The following is an 18,042-nucleotide window of genomic DNA, read 5'->3' as shown; positions in this document are numbered from 1 at the left end:
GGGCGCCGCCATGCGCAAGCTGGTACACATCTGTTTCGGTGTGGTGAAAAACCAGCAAGAATTCCAACCACAACTGCCGTAAAAGGCCGTTGTGGCCGGAATCGAGAGATGGTATCTACAAAGGATCTGATTTTGGTAGATACCATCTCTCGAGGCCGGCTAAACGCCGACAGGCGTTTTCAACCCCCTACGGCGGTGGCGCCCCACAGGGCTCTGCCGTAGCAGCCCGCTCTGCGGGCGATCATCGATACTAGATACAACGGAGAATCCCTCTTCCCACCGGCATTATTTCTGCTCCCCAACCGATCTAGCCGTCAGCCTCCCCCTTGGCATCCCCCCACGCTTTGTGTAAACACTGTCTGTCCGACCTTACGGACACACCGACCAAGCAACACAAGGCGTAACGATGGACAAGCAGCAGTTGCAGCAAGGCTTCTTCGACTATTTCCAGAAACTCAGCGGCCTCGCACAGCCGGTGGACTGGTTTCAACTGCAACTGAACGCCGAGGTGCGCCACTACCGCAAAGGGGACTATCTGTTCCGCCAGGGCGAACAGGCCGCGCGTCTGTTCTTCCTGGCCACCGGGCTGGTGCGCTATATCAGCGTCGACAGCGAGGGCAAGGCGTTCACCCAGGCGTTCTATGCCGCCCCGGCGCTGGCCGGCTCCACCCGCGCGATGGTGCGTGGTACCCCGGCGCTGTTCAGTATCGAATTATTGGAAGACGCGCTGGTGCTGGAGTTCGATTGGACTCTGTTCTTCGAGCAGATGAAGCACTGCCCGCGATTCCTGCAAGGCTATGTGCGCATCCTGGAAGCGATGTTTATCCAGAAGGAGGAGCGCGAAAACTCTCTGGCGCGGCAAAGCGCCGAGCAGCGCTACCTGCAGTTCCTCGAGCAGCAACCCGACCTGGCCGAGCGCATTCCGCTGCAATATATCGCCTGCTATATCGGAATCACCCCGGTGGCCCTTAGCCGGATTCGCAGCCGGTTGAAATGATGCAGGTTGGAGGGGCCACTTCACCAGTTTTTCATTCGTGCGTACGGACTACCTGCTCGGTGGCAGGGAATTGCTCTTTTACACTGCCGGGAGCCTCGCCGGTGCTTGTTTACTGGTGGCAGCACACAAAAATTTGTAGCAGAATCGGTGAATGGACAAGCGGTCAGGTAGATACTGAGACCCCCCGTATATTACAGCTATAAAGCATGCAAGATTTGCAAGGAAGCAGATATCGAACACCCCTCTTTATCTCCTTTCTTTTCAATCGGTTATCTCTACCTATGCGCTGTCTAGCAAGGGGAGATATACGGCATGCTGTATACACAAACGTTATGTGCTACCAATAAATAGAAGGATTTTAGTCAGTGTTTGAAATAGAAAAAGTTATCAAGATTAATGCTCCAAAAGCTCGAGTTTTTCAGGCATTAACGAGTAGCAATGAAATTCCTAAGTACTACCCACTCAACGAAGTTGTGAGTACCTGGGAGGTTGGTTCAGAGGTTTTGTACAAGGGTGAAATTAATGGTTCTCCTTTTACTGATTATGGTGTAATTGAAAGCCTGAATGAACCTGGTTTCTATTCATATCGCTATTGGAGCGACAACCACGGCACTGAACGTACTTCAGAGAATTACATACTTATTAGTTATGCTCTTTCGGAAATCCCAGAAGGTACAGAGTTAAAACTTGTTCAAAGTAACATTAGGTCAGAAGAGCTATACAACTTAATGGAAACTCAGGTATGGGACTTCCTGTTGGGAGCTTTAAAAGAATACGTTGAACCCCGCACATAACAAAGCGTTTAAGAGTGATTCCAAACGCTTGCCGGTTTCGCTTATCTCACAGTATGACAAGCGCTTGTCAAACTTTAACGCGCGTGATGCCGAGGAGAATTTAGCTTTATGCCTAAACCCGATCCAGCGAGAATCATGACCTTTGCATCGCCGAAAGATCTCGGCCGATGGCTCAAGGTGAATCACGCCACCGAAAGTGAACTTTGGGTAAAGATATTCAAGAAAAAAACAGGGATTCCGAGCGTGACTTGGGACGATGTCGTGGTCGAGTCTCTGTGCTGGGGCTGGATCGATGGCGTCAAGAGGTCGATCGATGACCAAGCCTATCTCCAGCGGGTCACGCCAAGAAAAGCGCGAAGCAACTGGTCGAAAAGGAATATAGAGCATGTTGAGCGTTTGATAAACGAGGGCCGGATGATGGAGGCAGGGCTCGTGCACGTTCGTGCCGCCAAAGCGGACGGCCGGTGGGAGAACGCCTATGCGGTAAGTGAAATGAAAGTGCCGGAGGATTTCTTGGCGGCACTAGAGAGCAAGCCGAAGGCGAAGCAGTTTTTTGAAACGCTCACTAAATCGAGTCGTTATGTCATCGCGCATGGATTGACAAGTGCTAAGAAACCCGAAACCAGACAAAGGCGGTTTGCAAAATTTATAGATATGCTTGTCCGCCAAGAAAAGCCGACTTAGTCTTAAAAAAGACGAAAAGTCATAACAAGGAATCTAAACCAAACAAAAACGGTTGGCTTTGTTTCGTGCATCAAAAAGTATAGCTATATTTTTATCCGATTAAGGCGTCGTTAGCTGTACCCAAGAGTTAAAGTATATGCTTTGCATCGGTAGTTTATTGGCAGTATTGCTAGGGTTTATTTATTCAATTATGGGTGAAAATACATTCTAATAAGACTCTTTCGAAGAGATAATCCCCACAATTGCTCGGTAGTGAATGGTTTACAAAAAGGGTGTTGTAATTTTCTTGGTATATTACAACTATCGCATGCTGGGGTTTCGCAGCTATTATGTATGTTTTGTCCGACCCCGGCCCACACATCATAGATGAGGTGTTACAAATAACGGGAATTGTGTTTCTTTTAAGTGGCCTGCTATCTGCTTGGTTTACGAATGGTAAGCACATATCGTGGGTTGTATTCTTGTCAATTTCTGGCTTATGTTTCTATGCTGCCACACACAGATAATAAATGGCTATAAATCGCTCAGACCGCAAGCGGCCTACACTGGGGCGCGATTATAGCGCGCCTTTTAGCCAGGTGTTAAACAGTACTTTGGAAATGGAGAACTCCTTTGTTGTTCAAAATCGAAAATCCAAGCAGGGTTTTGGTTGTTGCTTCGTAAGCGGTTAGTATATTCAGGAAATTAAGGAAGGATTATGAAATTCGGCTATACGATCATCTACGTGGAATCGGTCGAGCAGACGCTCGAATTCTATCGCGCCGCCTTTGGCTTCGAGATCCGCTTTCTGCACGAGTCCAAGGATTATGGCGAGCTGGATACCGGTGCCACCGTGCTGGCGTTTGCCTCCCATGAGCTGGGCGAGCTCAATCTGAACGGCCGCTATATCAAGGGAGGCAGCGAAACCCCGCCGCTCGGCTTCGAGCTGGCGTTCGTCACCGAGGAAGTGCAGGCCGCCTATGAGCGGGCGCTGTCCGCTGGGGCCCAGCCGATGAAAGCGCCGGAGGCGAAGCCCTGGGGGCAGCTGGTGGGTTATGTCAGGGCCATCGACGGCACCGTCGTCGAGCTCTGCTCTCCTGTTAACGGGTAACCCGCTGATCCGGCGGGCAGAGCCCGGCAGCGGCGCCTCTTGTGGGCGAACTGAAGGACGAACCAAAGGAACAAGATGAAAGCGATAGTTTGCCCGGCTTACGGCGCTGCGGAGCTGCTGGAACTGAGGGAGGTCGAGCGGCCAACTGCCAAGGATAATGAGTTGCTGGTGCGGGTGCGGGCCTCGGCGGTGACCGCGGCGGATACCATGATGCGCAGCGGTACCCCCTATATCGGCCGGCTGGCGACCGGGCTGCGCCGGCCCGCCCGGCAGATTCCCGGTACCGGCTTTGCCGGTGAGGTGGAGGCGGTCGGCAAGGCGGTGACCGGGTTCCGGGTGGGGGATCGGGTATTCGGCGAGACCGGGCTGAATTTCGGCGCCAATGCCGAGTATCTGTGTGTCGCCGAAGATGCTCTGGTGGCGACGCTGCCGGCCGGGATCAGTTTTGAACAGGCGGCGCCGGTCTGCGACGGTGCGCTGACCTCGCTGAGCTTCCTGAGGCATATCGGCCAACTGCAGCGCGGCCAGCGGCTGCTGGTGATCGGCGCCTCCGGCAGCCTCGGCACGGCGGCGGTGCAGCTCGGCAAGCATTTCGGCGCCGAGGTGACCGGGCTGTGCAGCGGCGCCAACCGGGAGCTGGTGATGTCGCTCGGTGCCGACCGGGTGATCGACTATACCCGTGAGGATTTCACCCGCGCCGACCTGCGCTACGACATCATCTTTGATACGGTGGGCAAGAGTTCGTTCGCCCGCTGCAAAGCGGTGCTGAGCGACGATGGCCAGTACCTGTCGCCGGTGCTGGGCCTGCCGTTGTTCCGCCATATGCTGCAGACCGCTTTGGCCGGCCGCAAGAAGGCCAGATTTTCGGCCACCGGAATGCGGCCTGCCGCCGAGCTGCGGCTGCTGGTGGAGCAGCTGAAGGCGCTGCTCGAGACCGGCGCGTTGAAGATGGTCATCGACCGTCGCTATCCGCTGGCGCAGGTCGCCGAGGCGCACGCCTACGTAGAGCAGGGCCACAAGCGGGGCAACCTGGTGATCAACATCGACGACGTCGGCGACTGAGCGATCGGTCGCCGGCAGAATGTGGCCTGCCCCATTGGTTACACCGCTCCCCCGTTCATCTGGCGTTCGGCTCGGGCCGCTAAGCTGGCATCCTGCTGGCTGTGCCAATGGCCGGGAATCCGCTAACGATGGGGAGCGCATCTATGAAAACAATCACCGCGCTAAAACTCTCTCTACTGTTTCTGGCTGTCGGTCTGGGCTGCCTGGTTGCCTTTCAGCTGACGGGCAGCACCATCGATGCTGACGGTTATCTGCAGGAGCCGTTCGCGCTGCTGCCGGTTGGCTGGTTCTGCCTGGTGACCGGCTTTGCATTTGCCCTGGCCTCGCTGAGCCGCTCGCTCTGGCGACGTTGGTCACGGCGCAGCTGCTGACCGATCGCTGCCTGTCGCCCGGCGGGTCAAGTGGCTCGTCCACCGCTTTCTGAATTCATCCATATACTTTGAACTATCGCCACCCTGCGGGGGCTCGCGCCCTTGTAGAGATGCTGGCGTGCCGGCAGCCAAGGCATGGCGCTGTGTCATGCCGGCCGTGCGTTCGGATGCCAGCCATCCGCAACCCAACTGGGGAGGCTATACGAGATGAAATTCATGGCGACCTGGTCGATTCCACCGCAAAGCTACGATGCGGCGCTGGATGCCTTTCTTGCCGCCGGCGCGCCCCTGCCGGAAGGGGTGACCACGCTGGGGCGCTGGCATGCGCCGGGCTCCAATCGGGGCTGGCTGCTCTGCGAGACCGACGACCTGGTGGCGCTGTCCGCGCATATTGCCGAGTGGGCACCGTTGCTGGAGATCGACGTGACGCCGGTGGTGGACGATCAACAGGCGGGCGAGGCGGCGGCGCGGGTGCGGGCGTCGTAGATCCGTTGTATACCCGGAACAGGCGCCGGGCCGCCCGCCCGGCTACCTGCTGAACCGCAGCGCGTGGCTTCGAGGCGATTCAGCTCGCTGGCAGCCTGTGGGGCGCGCGTTTTCTATCGTCGGCATTGTCCTGTTGAGGCCATCGTCACCAGTATCGCCTTCGTTGGCCGCTTTGCCATGGCCTGCAGGGGAAACGCTGGTCTGCTACCTGTCGCGGCTGTTTGAACTATGCTGTTTATCCGGCCCGGTTGGGCCGGACCGCTCTCGGGCAGATTGACGAATGACAGGGAGGGGGCATGAAAACGCGACGTTTGATACTGCTGGCAGCCGGGGTGCTGTTGGCAGGGTGCTCGAATTTACAGGGAGGTAACCGAATGATCAGCAAAACGATCGATTTCAAACAGGTGGACTGGTACGCCCAACGGGCCAGCGCGGCCTATCAGAGCGAGGCGCAGATCCGTGCTCAGTTTCCGGACACGGTGAGGGTGGCGACGGTGGCCGACGAGGATGTGCAGTATTTTCTGGAGCAGGACCCGCAGCAGAAACTGCAGGTACTCAGTATCCGCGGCACCGACAACCTGGAAAATGGGCTGCTGGATGCCGACTTCATGCCGTGGAACGATAAAGCGCTGGGGATCTATGTGCACAAGGGCTTTGCCAAGTCGACGGCCAAGCTCTACGCCGATGTGCGGCCCTATCTGAAGCCGGATTATGTGACCCGGGTGACCGGCCACTCGCTGGGCGCGGCGATCGCGGTGTTGACCATGATGCAATTGCATGACGACGGCTTTCAGTTGGACCATGCGTTCAATTTCGGCCAGCCCAAGGTGACCAACGCCAAGGGGGGGGCCGCCTACGGCTTCCTGCCGCTAACCCGGGTGGTCGACGAGAACGATGTGGTGCCGTTGGTGCCGCCGGTGACGCTGCTGGATTCGACTCACGGCCGTTACGAGCATCTGGGCGAGGAGGTGATCCTGCTGGATGGACAACGGTATGTCTATCTGGACCAGCACGATGCGACCCGGCTGTCGGTTGACAGCTTCTGGCATGACCTGGGCCACGAGAGCATCCGGGAGCATTTCATGGTGAATTACCTGGCCCATATCCGCGCCAAGCTGGCGGGTGCGGTGCAGGTCCCTTATGCCGAGCGGGAACGCTTCGTGGCGGCCGAGCACTGAGCTCGGTGGGCTAAGCGCAGCATTGCTCAGGCTGTCTAACGAACGCCTCGGCCACCCGGGTGGCCGAGGCTGGCAGTATTGCAAAGCCACTTTATTTGAAAGCCACTTCCCTGCTAGTCAGTCGACATCCCAGGCGGTTACGAAGCCGCTCGGCTGGCCGTCGTAGGACTCGTTGATCATCCCCAGAATGGCGGTCATATCGCCCCGGCTCAGGCTGACGCTGTTGAGGTCGACGCTCTCCAGTCCGCCCAGCAGCAGGCTCATCGCCGCGTCATAGACCTCATGAACGCTGGTGCCGGCATCATCCAATGCGGCCACCTTTGCGCCCAGCTCTGAATAGACCAGGCTGCTGCAGTGCTGCTGGCCGTCGTCGACACAGTCGCTGTACAGCTCCGGGTTGTGGAACACCGGATCGATCAGCCCGGCGGCGGCGCCATCCACGTAGTCCTGCACCGGGTCGACGTTGATGTAGTAGGACCCCATCAGGCCGTCGGCCGGGATCAGCCACAGGTTGAAGTTCAGCGACAGGGTGATCTGCTGGGCGGCGAGGTTCAGGCCGGGGCCGTTGACCGACGGATTGCCGGCCGGCAGGAAGCCGCCGTCCTTGTTGCCGCCGGTATTGCCCACGGTACCGGTCAGGAACAGCGCCAGGTCGGACCAGTAGGCCTCATCGCAGCTGCTGAGCAGCGAGCTGAAACCGGCCTGGAACAGGATATCGTGGATCGGTGTGCAGACATTGCCGTCGATCAGGCTGGCCACCAGCATCTCGCCGACCGGTGAGGAGCCGTAGAAGCCCTGGCCGTAGCTCAGGGTGCCGTCGGGCAGCGGATCGCCCTGGGTGATGATCAGATCGACACAAGCCGACTTGGCCTGCGACGGCTTATGGGCACCGCCGCCACCGCTGGGTACGTAATGGACCCGGAAGCCCAGCGTCTGGCCGCCCAGGCCGCTGGTATCGAAGGCCATCTGGTAGTTTGGTGCGGCGGACTGGCCAAGCATCTCATAATCCAGCGGTTGGTGGCTGCAGTCGGTCGGCTGGCCGTCGCCATCCACTACCGCCTGAATGTGCAGGCTGCCGGTTCCAACCAGCTGATTGGCCTCCTGGCAGTGGCCGGCCGGCTGGCCTCTGAAGCTGTGCTGCTCGCTACAGTAGGCGTTTGCGATCAGTGTGACCTCTGTGCCTGCGCCTACGGTATTGCCGGGCTGCAGGGTCAGGGTGGCATAGCTGTCCGCCGAGTGCGCCCAGGCGGGGGCAGTGCTCAGTGCGGAGAGTATCAGGGCCAATAGCGAGACTGGCCGCCAACACGCGTGCAGGTTTTCCATAGCGGTTCCCCTTTCCTCATTTTTTCCTCGTCGGAGCCTGTCCATAGGGCTCTCTGCTGAAAAACAGCAGTCAATCCATCGCTGTGACAGGAGCCTAGGCAAGCGTGGGTCTGCACGGTTAGGACAAATTTTTGGACTACTGGAACTATTTTGCAGGCGCAGCTTATTTTTATTTATTTCAATGGCTTAGTCTGGTTACTAATAATTTGTTAAGCGTGGCTATCAGCGTATAGACAGGGGGGAGGGCGATAAAAAAAGAAAAGAGCCAAGCGATTTTAATAGCGCCTGACAGACATCATTTGATGAGTAGAGGGGATGTGGGGGCTTGGCCAGCATGAGTGATCAAGCTGCCGCAGACCCTGTATCGGGCCGGCGGCAGCTGATTAGTGTCCATGCAAAAGCCGGAATCGGCTTAGTTGGATTTTTTCAGGTAGCAGGAGAGCAGCACGATACGGGTGCCGTTGACCCGGCCTTCGATATGCTCCGGGTTGGAGGTCAGTGAGATATTGCGCACCGCGGTACCGCGTTTGGCGGTGAAGTTGGCGCCCTTGACCACCAGGTCCTTGATGATGGTGACGGTGTCGCCGGCCTGCAGGCGGGTGCCGTTGCAGTCCAGGGTCGGCTCGGCATCGTCATCGCTGTCGGCGGCGATACCGGCTTCGGCCCACTGCTGAGTCTCCTCATCCAGGTACAGCATATCCAGCAGGTCCTGCGCCCAGGGTTCTCCGGACAGCTGCTTCAGCATCCGCCAGGCCATCACCTGTACCGCCGGTACCGGTGCCCACATACTGTCGTTCAGGCAGCGCCAGTGATTGACGTCCAGCTGCTCCGGGTTGTCGATCTGGCCACGGCAGGTGTCGCACAGCATGATACTGCTGCCCGCATCAGGGCTGTCCACCGGCGGCACTGGGTACACGGAGAGATGGCCGGCGGAGGCGCAAAGCTCGCATTTGGAGCCACAACGCTGTAGCAGGGTGTGTTCAATACTCATAAGGCTATATCACTGAAAATTTGCGGATGGTGTTTTTATATAGCATCCAATTATATCAATAACACCAATTGTTAGATGAACTTTTTTGTGGGTTTTCCCGGCGAGCTAGCTTTTCGAGCGCAGCAGTAGGTGGACCCCCAGCAGCCCGACCGGGCCGAGGAAGAACACGCAGGCGTCGGCTTCGGCAATCGCCATCGCATGGCTGTTATAGAACTGATCGCCCCGCTGCCGGTAGTGCCGGTCAAGCCGTTGGGCGGCATTGATGCCGCAGACGAACCAGGTGGCGACCAGACCGATTACCAGCAATCCAGTTGGTCCCATATTTGACTCCAGCGCCGGGGCTTGGCGGGTTGTGTATTCAGCGGGCAGAGCGGCGGGCGTAACGCCGGTAATAGCCTGAGTATAGTCGGGGCAGTTGTGTTGAGCGGTTGTGGATAAATCGGCAAGCCGTAAACGACCGGCTGTTATCCACAGCCTGGGTGGGCACGGCGCGACCCGGCCTGGCTGAGCCGTTATAATCCGGCTTCCGGTTGGCGCGACAGCCTGGCCGGAACTGTCTTCCATGTTTGCCATCTTCTCCACAACCGGTAGCCGTAGATGAAACCACCGCAACACAGACCGACCGGCGAGCGCAACGGTCTGCACCCGCGTAATCCGCATCGGGCGCACTACGATTTTGACCGGCTGATCGCTCGTTGCCCGCCACTGGCGCCGTTCGTGTCGGTCGGCCGAGGCGGCCGGCCGTCGATCGACTTTGCCGATCCGGCGGCGGTCAAGGCGCTGAACCAGGCGCTGCTGGCGGACGGCTACGGTATCGAACACTGGGATATTCCCGAGGGCTACCTCTGCCCGCCGATTCCCGGCCGGGCCGACTACCTGCACCACCTGGCCGATCTGCTGGCCGAAAGCAACGGCGGCGAGATTCCGCGTGGCCGGTCGGTAGTCGGGTTGGATATCGGTGTCGGTGCCAACTGCATCTACCCGATCATCGGCCTGCGCAGCTACGGCTGGCGCTTCGTCGGCGCCGATATCGACCCGGTATCGGTCGGCAGCGCGCAACTGATCGCCGATGCCAATCCGCCGCTACGCGGTAGCATCGAGTGCCGCCTGCAAAAGCATGCCGGCGACATCTTCAACGGCATCATCAAGCCGACCGAGCGGTTCGCCTTCAGCCTCTGTAATCCGCCCTTCCATAGCTCCGTTGAGGAAGCGTCGGCCGGCAGCCGGCGTAAGCTGAGCAACCTGGCCAAAGGGAAGAAAGGGGCAACGGTAACGCGCGGGGCAGTGGACAAACCCCAGCTCAATTTCGGCGGCCAGAACGCGGAACTCTGGTGCCCGGGCGGCGAGGCGGCTTTTGTGCGGAAGATGGTCGAGCAGAGCGCGCACTTCGCTGATCAATGCCTCTGGTTCAGCAGCCTGATCGCCAAGCAGGCCAACCTGCCGGCGGTCTACCAGGCGTTGCAGCGGGTCGGGGTCGTCGAGGTGCGCACTATCGAGATGGCCCAGGGCCAGAAGCGCAGCCGGCTGGTGGCCTGGAGCTTTCTGGACGAAGCTGCCCGCCAGGCATGGTTTTCCGGGGCTAAGCCTCAAGGAGGGACTCGATGAGTCGCGATCAGCAGAAATGGGACGCGCGCTATAGTGCCAAAGACCGGCAACAGCCGCCGCAAACGCCGGCGTTCCTGCCATCGCTGGTCGCCGAACTGAAGCCGGGTCGGCTGCTGGATGTCGCCAGCGGTGACGGCGCCGCCGCACTTTACCTGGCGCAGGCGGGATTTTCCGTTACCGCGCTGGATATCTCGCCGGCCGGACTGGATCGGCTGCAACAGTTCGCCGAGCGGTGCGGCCTGGCGGTTCAGACCGTGCGGGCCGATCTGGAGCACGCGGATGGGCTGGCGCAGCTGGCTGAACCTGCTGGCTTCGACAGTATCCTGGTCTGCCGCTACAAGCCGACCCCTGCACTGTGGCAGCAGTTGGTGGAACGGTTGGCGCCGGGCGGCGTGTTGATGCTGGTCTCCTTCAACCTGCTGCAGCACCAGCGGCATGGCTTCAACGCCCGCTTCTGCCTGCAGCCGCAGGAGTATCTCGAGCTGGATGATCGGCTGGAGCTACTCAGTTACCGTCAACTGCAGCAGGACGACGACTATCTGGATCTGTACCTCTTTCGCCGCCGGGCCGGTTGATCTGCTGTCAAGGTGAGGTCCCGTAGGAAATGGGATATCACCTTGTAGGAGGCGCTTCAGCGGCAACCCACGGGGGCTTTGAAATCCGCGGCTTGTCGCCCTCGGAGCGGGCTGCTACGGCCGGGCCCGGCCCTACATTGGCGTGGTGAAGAACCAGCAGGAGCTCCAGCTACAAGGCTGTAAAAGGCTGTTGTGGCCGGAATCGAGAGATGGTATCTGCGAAGACCGACCCTGTAGGAAAGCGTCTGGTACGGGGGAGGGGCGAATCTGCAATACGATCGTAACAGGCCGCTTGTACTACAACAGCAAACTATCCGCCAGGTAGATCACCATCAGGTAGCGCAGCCCCTTGCCGAGGAACACCAGCGCCAGGAACACCGAAAAGCGCACGTTCATGATGCCGGCGATAAAGGTGATCGCATCGCCGCCCAGCGGCAGCCAGGCCATCAGCAGCGACCAGACCCCGTAGCGCTGGAACCAGCGCTGGCCCCGCTCCAGATGATGCTCCTTGATCGGGAACCAGCGCCTGTGGCGGTAGTGCAGCAGGTACTTGCCGATCCCCCAGTTGACCGCCGCGCCCAGGGTATTGCCCCAGCTGGCGACCAGCCACAGCATCGGCCAGTTGTCCGGCTGCTTGGCCAGCAGCGAGGCCAGTATCACTTCGGAGTAGAACGGCAGCACCGTGGCGGATAGGAAGGCGCTGCCAAACAGCAACAGGTAGTCAATCATCCAGGGCTTCCGGTTTGGCGAGTCGGGCACAGTGTACCAGATGGCGGAACAGCCGCCGTTGGCTGCGCAGGTAGGGTAGGTACTCGGGGTGCCACTGCACGCCGATGATCAGCCGGTGGTCGGTCGACTCCACCGCCTGGACGAAGTTGTCCAGGTCGTGGGCGGTGACGATCAGGCCGTCGCCAAGTTGGTCGATCGCCTGGTGGTGCAGGCTGTTGATCCGCCAGCGCCGTTGTCGCATCACCCCATCCAGCTGGCCGCGCTGGGTGCCGATGGCGGTCTTGCGTGGCAGCGGCGTGCGCCGGTTGGAGGTACGCTGGCGCATCGACCGGATATCGGGAAACAGCGAACCGCCCAGCACCACGTTGATCAGCTGGGCGCCGCGACAGATGCCGAGGATCGGCAGCTGGGTATGCAGTGCGTGCTCGATCATCTCGATCTCGAACCGGTCGCGCTCCGGGTCGATCGGCGCGCGGCCGTCGTCGTGGCCGTACAGGCCGGGGTCGATATCGTCGCCGCCGCCGATAATCAGCCCGTTCAGCTGGTCGTGCTCGTGCAGCAGGTAGGTGCTGGGGGTCAGCCGCAACGGGGCGCCGCCGGCCAACCGCACCGACAGCCAACTGGCCCACCAACCGATGGCGAAGGTGTGGTCCGGGCCGGTTACACCGATGATGGGAGGTTTAGCCACTGGGTCACCTGCTCCTTCCAGGGGGCTATCCAGTCCGGCGTCAGGCTGTTCAGGTGGGCCAGGTAATGATCGCAAACCTCAATCAGCAGAGGGCGGTCATTGGCCAGGGCCTCCACCTGCAGCCAGTCGCACCAGGCGCGGCCCAGGTTCCAGTTCGGGTTGTCGATATCGGAGTTGGGCAGCCGGTAGTGCAGGGTGGGGCGCTTGCTGACCCGCTCGTCGTCGATTGCCGCCCGCACCGCCGCTTCGTCCAGGTAGGCCAGCAGCGGCAGCAGGTCCAGCGAGCGGTTGCGGCTGGGGTTGTTGGCCAGGTAGTCGCGGCTGAAGCGGGCCAGGTCGGGCCAGTAATCGGCGCGCAGCACCCGCCGGCAGTACTCTTTGGAAAATGGCTGGATATAGGGGCTCAGGCGGCGGGTCAGCGCGGCATCCTCGCGCTCTTCCAGCCAGTCCTGCAGGCAGAGATAAGCCTTGAAGTAGCGCAGCAGGGTCTCGCTGTTCAACGCTGGCAGTTCCGGATTGAAGTGCAGGCCGAAGGCGTAATGGACCGCATCATAGGTGCCCTTGGCGCCGGCCTGGCGTAGCTTGACCACCACCTCCTCCAGCCGGCCTATTTGCGAAATCGGTACCGGCGGGCTGATCAGTTCGAACGGCACCAGGTTCTTGGCCATCTCCGCCAGGGCATCGGTCACCAGCAGCTCCAGGCTGCCGGTGCTGAGATCCTCGTTCTGTTCCCTCGCCAGCCGCTTCAGGAAATTGAAATCCAGTTCCACCCGGAAGCAGCCCAGCGCGCTGTCGACGATCTCCAGTTCATAGGGGGAGATATTCCGAACCTGACCGCCGTAGCTGTGGATCACGCAGGCGGCGATGGTCGGCAGCTCGATCCCGGCCAACTCCAGTTCGATGCCCACCCGGCGCTCCCGACCCTGGTCGGTGTAAAGCACGTCCGGCAGTGGCAGTGTGCTGGCCATGGTGTCTCCTGCGTATCTCTAATGAGTCCGGCGGTTGCTGGTGGTCCGCACCCTTGAGCTTATGCCCGGATCGGTGGTTCGTAAATTCTACTGGTGTCGGATCGTCCTGAGACTGCTAGTGCCGCTGCCGGCAAACCGTTACAATGCCGGCCGTTTCGGGTGCTGTTTTTATTACATATTCGCCCGACTATTTTTCCTAAGGGGTGGCGACTGTTGACGGCGTTTGAACGTCGGCAGCAGGCCTGAGATGCCGTGACCGGCAAACCCTTTGAACCTGATCCGGATGATGCCGGCGTAGGGATAGGAGCGAGAGTCCGCCGCCTTATTTTCCCCGCGTTCAACCGGGTCTCTGCGTATCCAGACCGGAGACTTGATGTGAAGACCTTTCGATTGACTACCCTGGCCGGTGCGATGCTGATGGCACAGGGGGCGTTTGCCCAGCAACCGAGCGACAGCGATGTCACTGAGATGACGGCGGTGGTGGTGACCGGCGAGTTCCGCGAAGCGGAGCTGCAGGAGATCCCCAACAGCATCAGCGTGATCGATCAGCAGACGATCAACGCTCGCGGTGCCGAGCATCTGGAGGATGTACTCGGCCTGGCGCCGAACGTCAACTTCGCCGGCGGCTCGTCGCGGGCGCGGTTCTACCAGATTCGCGGTATCGGCGAGCGCAGCCAGTTCGTAGAGCCGCTCAATCCGTCGGTCGGGGTGCTGGTGGATGGTATCGACATGAGCGGCATCGGTAGCGGCGCGACCCTGCTGGATGTGCAGCAGGTCGAGGTGTTTCGCGGCCCTCAGGGTACCCTGTTCGGCGCCAATGCGCTGGCCGGGCTGATCAACATCAAAAGCAACGACCCGACCGACTACCGCACCGGCAGCATCGAAACCACGCTGGGTAACTACGACACTTACAGCGTCAAGGGTGTGCTCAGTGGGCCGATCAGTGATCGGGTCGGCTACCGGCTGGCACTGCAGAGCTACGGCAGCGACGGCTACATCAGCAACGACTTCCTGGATCGCGACGACACCAACGACCGCGATGAGCAGACCCTGCGCGGCAAGCTGCGGATCGAGGCCAGCGAAGACCTGACCATCGACCTGACCGCGCTGCTGGTGGATATCGACAATGGCTACGACGCCTTCTCGCTGGATAACACCCGCCACACCCTGTCCGACGAGCCGGGCCACGACCGCCAGGAGACCGCCGCGCTGGCGTTCGCCTCCAGCTGGAGCGGTAACGACAGCTTTCTGGTGGAGACCTCGCTGAGCTTCGCCGACTCCGACCTGGAGTACGGTTACGACGAGGACTGGACCTTCGACGGTTTCCACCCGTTCGGCTACAGCTCGACCGACAACTACATCCGCGACCGCCAGACCGCCACCGGCGAGATTCGGCTGGTGTCGCGACCGGGCGCCGAGATCTTCAACGGCACCACCCAGTGGGTGGCCGGCGTCTACCTCAACGACCAGTCGGTCGACCTGACCCGCGAGTACACCTTCAACGCGGAGGATTTCACCAGCAAGTTCGACAGCACCCGCACCGCGCTGTACGGCCAGCTGGAAACCTGGTTGTCCGACGATTGGACGCTGACCACCGGGCTGCGGGTGGAGCGCTGGGACGCCGACTACCGCGACAGCGACGGGGTCAGTTCCGATCCGAGCGAAACCCTGTGGGGTGGCCGGGTTGCGCTGGACTACATGCTCAACGATGACACCATCCTGTACGGCCTGATCTCGCGTGGCTACAAGGCCGGCGGCTTCAACTCCGACGGCACCCTGCCGGAGGCGCTGCGCACCTACGACACCGAATACATGTGGAACTACGAGACCGGCGTCAAGGGCAGCTGGTTGGATAACCGGCTGCAGACCCAGCTGGCGCTGTTCTACCAGCAGCGCCGGGACGTGCAGATCAAGGGGTCGCGGGTGGTGACCCGCGACGACGGCAGCAGCGAGTTCATCGACTTCATCGACAACTCCTCCGAAGGCACCAACTACGGCATCGAGCTGGAAGCCAACCTGGCGGTCAACAGCCAGCTGACCCTGTTCGGCGCGCTCGGCTGGCTGCAGACCGATCTGCAGGAGGAGGGCGCTAGCTGGGATGGCCGCCAGCAGGCCCATGCACCGAACTACCAGTTCCTGATCGGCGCCCACTACGACTACGGCAACGGCTGGTACGCACGGGTCGATCTGGAGGGCAAGGACGAGTTCTACTTCTCCGACCGTCATAATGCCGAGTCCGACGCCTACGAGCTGCTCAACGCCCGCATCGGTTACCGTACGCCGGACTGGGAGCTCAGCCTGTGGGGCCGCAACCTGACCGACGAGGACTACTACGTGCGCGGCTTCGGCAGCTTCGGCAACGACCCGCGCAAGGACTACGTCACCGAACCTTACTACCAGTTCGGCGATCCGCGCCTGATCGGGGTGACGGCTAAGCTGATGTTCTAACCGTTGTTTTGCACAAGCCGCCTGCGGCGCTTAGGCGCCCCGAGTGGCACCCCTGTAGGGTCGGCTCCGGCCGGGCAGGTTTAGCCGGCCAGGAGTTTGTAGGGTTGGCTTTAGCCGACCAGGAGTGCGAAGCACTCCACCCGAGAAAGAACCACCGGCGGCGGTGGCACACTGATACCCAAAGGGGCACACCGAGTTCGCCCTGCAGGGGCTTTGTCGGGGCCGCAACGCCCACCAGATCAGAAGGAAAGGCACCATGAAATTGAGCGTAGAGATCAGCCTGTACCCGCTGGCGGACGACTTCATTCCGCCGATCGAAGAGGTGATTCAGGCGTTTCACCAGTACGACGATATCCAGGTGGTGACCAACTCGATGAGCACCCAGCTGTACGGCGACTACGAGCGGGTGATGGAGATTCTGGACGTCGAGATGCGCCGCTCGTTCGCCCGGCATGGCCGGGCGGTGTTCGTCGCCAAGTTCATCGCCGGTGACGTGCGGGAGCTGGCGTGAGCGACTGGCAGCAGACCCTGCTGGCCGGCTGGCAGGCGATGTCCGGCTGGGAGCTGGTGGCGGTGCTGCTGTCGCTGGCCTACCTGCTGCTGGCGATGCGGCAGAACAACCTCTGCTGGTACGCCGCCTTCGTCAGCACGGCGATCTTCACGGTGCTGTTCTGGGATGCCAGCCTGCTGATGGAATCGGCATTGCAGGTCTATTACCTGGCGATGGCGCTGTACGGCTGGTATCAGTGGCGCAACGGCGATACGGGGCGGAACGAGCCGCTGTCGATCAGCCGCTGGTCGCTGTCGCGCCACCTGCTGGCGATCGCCGGCGTACTGCTGCTGACGTTGATCTCCGGAGGCTTGCTGGCGGGCAATACCTCCGCCGCGCTGCCCTACCTGGACTCCTTCACCACCTGGGGCGCGGTATTGACCACCTACATGGTGACCCGCAAGATCCTCGAGAACTGGCTCTACTGGCTGGTGATCGACGGCCTGTCGATCTACCTCTATCTGGACCGCGGTCTGCTGTTGACCGCCGGGCTGTTCTGCCTCTATGAGCTGATCGTGGTGTTCGGCTTTATCCGCTGGTACCGCGAATACCGCCAGGCGGCCAGGGTTGGCTTCAGCCGACCCGCCGCCCACAGGGCGACCGCTCAGGCTTAACCGCCTGCCCAGCCCGGATATGTCCCGCAGGCGAGCCTTTGTAGGCTGTCGCCACACTCCGGATGGAAACTGCTCTTCCGGTGTTTGGGGCTATCGAAAACCAACTTTTCACTTCCCGTCTCTCGGATTCCTGTAACCCCTGCCGTAACAGCCGCCATCTCGGGCTTTCAGCTTTCCTCGTCCTGTTGGCACGCTCCTTGTAATGAAACCGTCAATTCAGGTTTTGCTGACAACAGGTTTCGCTGACAGGAGCGGGCAATGGCGCAAAAAAACGTTCTGATCCTCGGTATCGGCAACATCCTCTGGGCGGATGAGGGCTTCGGTGTGCGCGCCGTCGAGCAGCTGAACCGCTATTACCGGTTCGACGACAACGTCCGGCTGATGGATGGCGGTACCCAGGGGATCTACCTGGTGCAGCATGTGCAGCAGGCCGACATCCTGGTGGTGTTCGATGCGATCGACTACGGCCTGGTGCCCGGCACCCTGAAGCTGATTCACGATGACCAGGTGCCGAAGTTCATGGGCGCCAAGCGGATGAGCCTGCACCAGACCGGTTTTCAGGAGGTGCTGGCGATGGCCGAGTTCACCGGTTCCTACCCGCAGAAGTTGCTGTTGATCGGCGTGCAACCGGTCGAGCTGGAGGACTTCGGCGGCAGCCTGCGCGAGCCGGTACGGGCCCAGCTCGAGTCGGCGGTACAGCTGGCGCTGGATTACCTGGCCGGCTTCGGCGTGAAGCCGCAACGGCGGGAAACCCCGCTGGTCACCACCGACCTGGCGCCCGATGAACTGACCCTGCAGCGCTATGAAGAGGGCCGGCCGGCGGAGGTCGAGGCCTGCCGGATCGGCGATGCGCGGGTGTTGAACCGGCGCTTCGAGCAGGAGTGAGGCG

At 60.5% G+C, this 18,042-nt stretch carries 20 protein-coding genes and 1 riboswitch; of the genes, 14 read left to right on the top strand and 6 right to left on the bottom strand.

Annotation, left to right across the window (positions count from 1 at the left end):
• The first annotated feature begins 406 nt into the window (after positions 1-406).
• The 8 genes from K6T12_RS12505 to K6T12_RS12470 all read left to right on the top strand — a co-directional run bounded on the left by K6T12_RS12505 (position 407) and on the right by K6T12_RS12470 (position 6,662).
• Complete coding sequence (locus K6T12_RS12505; protein WP_222222985.1) at positions 407-997, top strand: Crp/Fnr family transcriptional regulator; 591 nt, start codon at positions 407-409, stop codon at positions 995-997.
• A 365-nt stretch (positions 998-1,362) separates the two neighbouring features.
• The gene (locus K6T12_RS12500) at positions 1,363-1,791 is read left to right on the top strand and encodes an SRPBCC family protein (protein WP_222222983.1); all 429 of its coding nucleotides are present in this window, start codon (positions 1,363-1,365) and stop codon (positions 1,789-1,791) included.
• Positions 1,792-1,899: 108 nt separating this feature from the next.
• Positions 1,900-2,475, top strand: coding sequence for a YdeI/OmpD-associated family protein (locus K6T12_RS12495; protein WP_222222981.1), 576 nt, complete (start codon positions 1,900-1,902; stop codon positions 2,473-2,475).
• Between the two features lie 697 nt (positions 2,476-3,172).
• Entirely contained in the window at positions 3,173-3,565 is a 393-nt protein-coding gene (locus tag K6T12_RS12490) for a VOC family protein (RefSeq protein ID WP_255611701.1), read from the top strand.
• Positions 3,566-3,640: 75 nt separating this feature from the next.
• Entirely contained in the window at positions 3,641-4,627 is a 987-nt protein-coding gene (locus tag K6T12_RS12485; protein WP_222222979.1) for an NAD(P)-dependent alcohol dehydrogenase, read from the top strand.
• A 143-nt stretch (positions 4,628-4,770) separates the two neighbouring features.
• Positions 4,771-4,998, top strand: coding sequence for a DUF3955 domain-containing protein (locus tag K6T12_RS12480; RefSeq protein ID WP_222222977.1), 228 nt, complete (start codon positions 4,771-4,773; stop codon positions 4,996-4,998).
• Positions 4,999-5,205: 207 nt separating this feature from the next.
• A complete protein-coding gene (locus K6T12_RS12475) occupies positions 5,206-5,484 on the top strand; it encodes a DUF3303 domain-containing protein (protein WP_222222975.1) in 279 nt (92 codons plus the stop codon).
• 374 nt (positions 5,485-5,858) lie between these two features.
• Positions 5,859-6,662 carry a lipase family protein gene (locus K6T12_RS12470; RefSeq protein ID WP_222222973.1) on the top strand — a complete coding sequence of 268 codons (804 nt, stop codon included), beginning with the start codon at positions 5,859-5,861 and terminating at the stop codon, positions 6,660-6,662.
• A 117-nt stretch (positions 6,663-6,779) separates the two neighbouring features.
• On the opposite strand, the gene K6T12_RS12465 is transcribed toward K6T12_RS12470, so the two are convergent.
• The 3 genes from K6T12_RS12465 to K6T12_RS12455 all read right to left on the bottom strand — a co-directional run bounded on the left by K6T12_RS12465 (position 6,780) and on the right by K6T12_RS12455 (position 9,297).
• Entirely contained in the window at positions 6,780-7,985 is a 1,206-nt protein-coding gene (locus tag K6T12_RS12465) for a hypothetical protein (protein ID WP_222222971.1), read from the bottom strand.
• Positions 7,986-8,397: 412 nt separating this feature from the next.
• A complete protein-coding gene (locus K6T12_RS12460; protein ID WP_222222969.1) occupies positions 8,398-8,976 on the bottom strand; it encodes a PhnA domain-containing protein in 579 nt (192 codons plus the stop codon).
• Positions 8,977-9,081: 105 nt separating this feature from the next.
• On the bottom strand, positions 9,082-9,297 hold the full coding sequence (locus K6T12_RS12455) for a hypothetical protein (RefSeq protein WP_222222967.1): 216 nt from the start codon (positions 9,295-9,297) through the stop codon (positions 9,082-9,084).
• Positions 9,298-9,573: 276 nt separating this feature from the next.
• On the opposite strand from K6T12_RS12455, the gene rlmF reads away from it, so the two are divergent.
• Positions 9,574-10,581, top strand: coding sequence for a 23S rRNA (adenine(1618)-N(6))-methyltransferase RlmF (gene rlmF / locus K6T12_RS12450; RefSeq protein ID WP_222222965.1), 1,008 nt, complete (start codon positions 9,574-9,576; stop codon positions 10,579-10,581).
• Entirely contained in the window at positions 10,578-11,156 is a 579-nt protein-coding gene (locus tag K6T12_RS12445; protein ID WP_222222963.1) for a class I SAM-dependent methyltransferase, read from the top strand. Before rlmF ends, K6T12_RS12445 begins: the two co-directional genes overlap by 4 nt.
• A 297-nt stretch (positions 11,157-11,453) precedes the next feature.
• Here the strand turns inward: K6T12_RS12445 and K6T12_RS12440 are convergent, their stop codons facing one another.
• From K6T12_RS12440 to K6T12_RS12430, 3 genes are read right to left on the bottom strand one after another with little or no spacing between them, the layout of a single operon-like run.
• A complete protein-coding gene (locus tag K6T12_RS12440; protein ID WP_222222961.1) occupies positions 11,454-11,885 on the bottom strand; it encodes a YqaA family protein in 432 nt (143 codons plus the stop codon).
• The gene (locus K6T12_RS12435) at positions 11,878-12,573 is read right to left on the bottom strand and encodes a gamma-glutamyl-gamma-aminobutyrate hydrolase family protein (protein ID WP_222222959.1); all 696 of its coding nucleotides are present in this window, start codon (positions 12,571-12,573) and stop codon (positions 11,878-11,880) included. Before K6T12_RS12435 ends, K6T12_RS12440 begins: the two co-directional genes overlap by 8 nt.
• Positions 12,546-13,541, bottom strand: coding sequence for an amidoligase family protein (locus tag K6T12_RS12430; RefSeq protein ID WP_222222957.1), 996 nt, complete (start codon positions 13,539-13,541; stop codon positions 12,546-12,548). The genes K6T12_RS12435 and K6T12_RS12430 overlap by 28 nt, the downstream gene beginning before the upstream one ends.
• Before the next feature lie 189 nt (positions 13,542-13,730).
• Positions 13,731-13,859, top strand: a riboswitch (TPP riboswitch).
• A gap of 57 nt (positions 13,860-13,916) precedes the next feature.
• Here K6T12_RS12430 and K6T12_RS12425 point away from each other — a divergent pair.
• The 4 genes from K6T12_RS12425 (at position 13,917) to K6T12_RS12410 (ending at position 18,038) form a co-directional block, all read left to right on the top strand.
• Entirely contained in the window at positions 13,917-15,989 is a 2,073-nt protein-coding gene (locus K6T12_RS12425) for a TonB-dependent receptor (protein ID WP_222222955.1), read from the top strand.
• Between the two features lie 256 nt (positions 15,990-16,245).
• Positions 16,246-16,500 carry a YkoF family thiamine/hydroxymethylpyrimidine-binding protein gene (locus tag K6T12_RS12420; RefSeq protein WP_222222953.1) on the top strand — a complete coding sequence of 85 codons (255 nt, stop codon included), beginning with the start codon at positions 16,246-16,248 and terminating at the stop codon, positions 16,498-16,500.
• On the top strand, positions 16,497-17,153 hold the full coding sequence (pnuC, locus tag K6T12_RS12415) for a nicotinamide riboside transporter PnuC (RefSeq protein ID WP_315853604.1): 657 nt from the start codon (positions 16,497-16,499) through the stop codon (positions 17,151-17,153). Before K6T12_RS12420 ends, pnuC begins: the two co-directional genes overlap by 4 nt.
• 258 nt (positions 17,154-17,411) lie before the next feature.
• Positions 17,412-18,038 (top strand): HyaD/HybD family hydrogenase maturation endopeptidase, encoded by a 627-nt coding sequence (locus K6T12_RS12410; RefSeq protein ID WP_222222951.1) that lies wholly within the window; start codon positions 17,412-17,414, stop codon positions 18,036-18,038.
• The last annotated feature ends 4 nt before the right edge of the window (positions 18,039-18,042 follow it).

This window comes from Marinobacterium arenosum, from assembly GCF_019795155.1.
GTDB classification, from domain to species: Bacteria; Pseudomonadota; Gammaproteobacteria; order Pseudomonadales; family Balneatricaceae; genus Marinobacterium_C; species Marinobacterium_C arenosum.
This window is presented reverse-complemented; position numbering and strand designations above follow the sequence as displayed.

Bases quoted from the DNA above. Each gene is read 5' to 3' on its own strand.
- K6T12_RS12505 (WP_222222985.1), top strand. From the start codon at position 407: ATGGACAAGCAGCAGTTGCAGCAAGGCTTCTTCGACTATTTCCAGAAA.
- K6T12_RS12495 (WP_222222981.1), top strand. From the start codon at position 1,900: ATGCCTAAACCCGATCCAGCGAGAATCATGACCTTTGCATCGCCGAAA.
- K6T12_RS12490 (WP_255611701.1), top strand. From the start codon at position 3,173: ATGAAATTCGGCTATACGATCATCTACGTGGAATCGGTCGAGCAGACG.
- K6T12_RS12485 (WP_222222979.1), top strand. From the start codon at position 3,641: ATGAAAGCGATAGTTTGCCCGGCTTACGGCGCTGCGGAGCTGCTGGAA.
- K6T12_RS12480 (WP_222222977.1), top strand. From the start codon at position 4,771: ATGAAAACAATCACCGCGCTAAAACTCTCTCTACTGTTTCTGGCTGTC.
- K6T12_RS12475 (WP_222222975.1), top strand. From the start codon at position 5,206: ATGAAATTCATGGCGACCTGGTCGATTCCACCGCAAAGCTACGATGCG.
- K6T12_RS12470 (WP_222222973.1), top strand. From the start codon at position 5,859: ATGATCAGCAAAACGATCGATTTCAAACAGGTGGACTGGTACGCCCAA.
- K6T12_RS12465 (WP_222222971.1), bottom strand. From the start codon at position 7,985: ATGGAAAACCTGCACGCGTGTTGGCGGCCAGTCTCGCTATTGGCCCTG.
- K6T12_RS12460 (WP_222222969.1), bottom strand. From the start codon at position 8,976: ATGAGTATTGAACACACCCTGCTACAGCGTTGTGGCTCCAAATGCGAG.
- K6T12_RS12455 (WP_222222967.1), bottom strand. From the start codon at position 9,297: ATGGGACCAACTGGATTGCTGGTAATCGGTCTGGTCGCCACCTGGTTC.
- rlmF (WP_222222965.1), top strand. From the start codon at position 9,574: ATGAAACCACCGCAACACAGACCGACCGGCGAGCGCAACGGTCTGCAC.
- K6T12_RS12445 (WP_222222963.1), top strand. From the start codon at position 10,578: ATGAGTCGCGATCAGCAGAAATGGGACGCGCGCTATAGTGCCAAAGAC.
- K6T12_RS12440 (WP_222222961.1), bottom strand. From the start codon at position 11,885: ATGATTGACTACCTGTTGCTGTTTGGCAGCGCCTTCCTATCCGCCACG.
- K6T12_RS12430 (WP_222222957.1), bottom strand. From the start codon at position 13,541: ATGGCCAGCACACTGCCACTGCCGGACGTGCTTTACACCGACCAGGGT.
- K6T12_RS12420 (WP_222222953.1), top strand. From the start codon at position 16,246: ATGAAATTGAGCGTAGAGATCAGCCTGTACCCGCTGGCGGACGACTTC.
- K6T12_RS12410 (WP_222222951.1), top strand. From the start codon at position 17,412: ATGGCGCAAAAAAACGTTCTGATCCTCGGTATCGGCAACATCCTCTGG.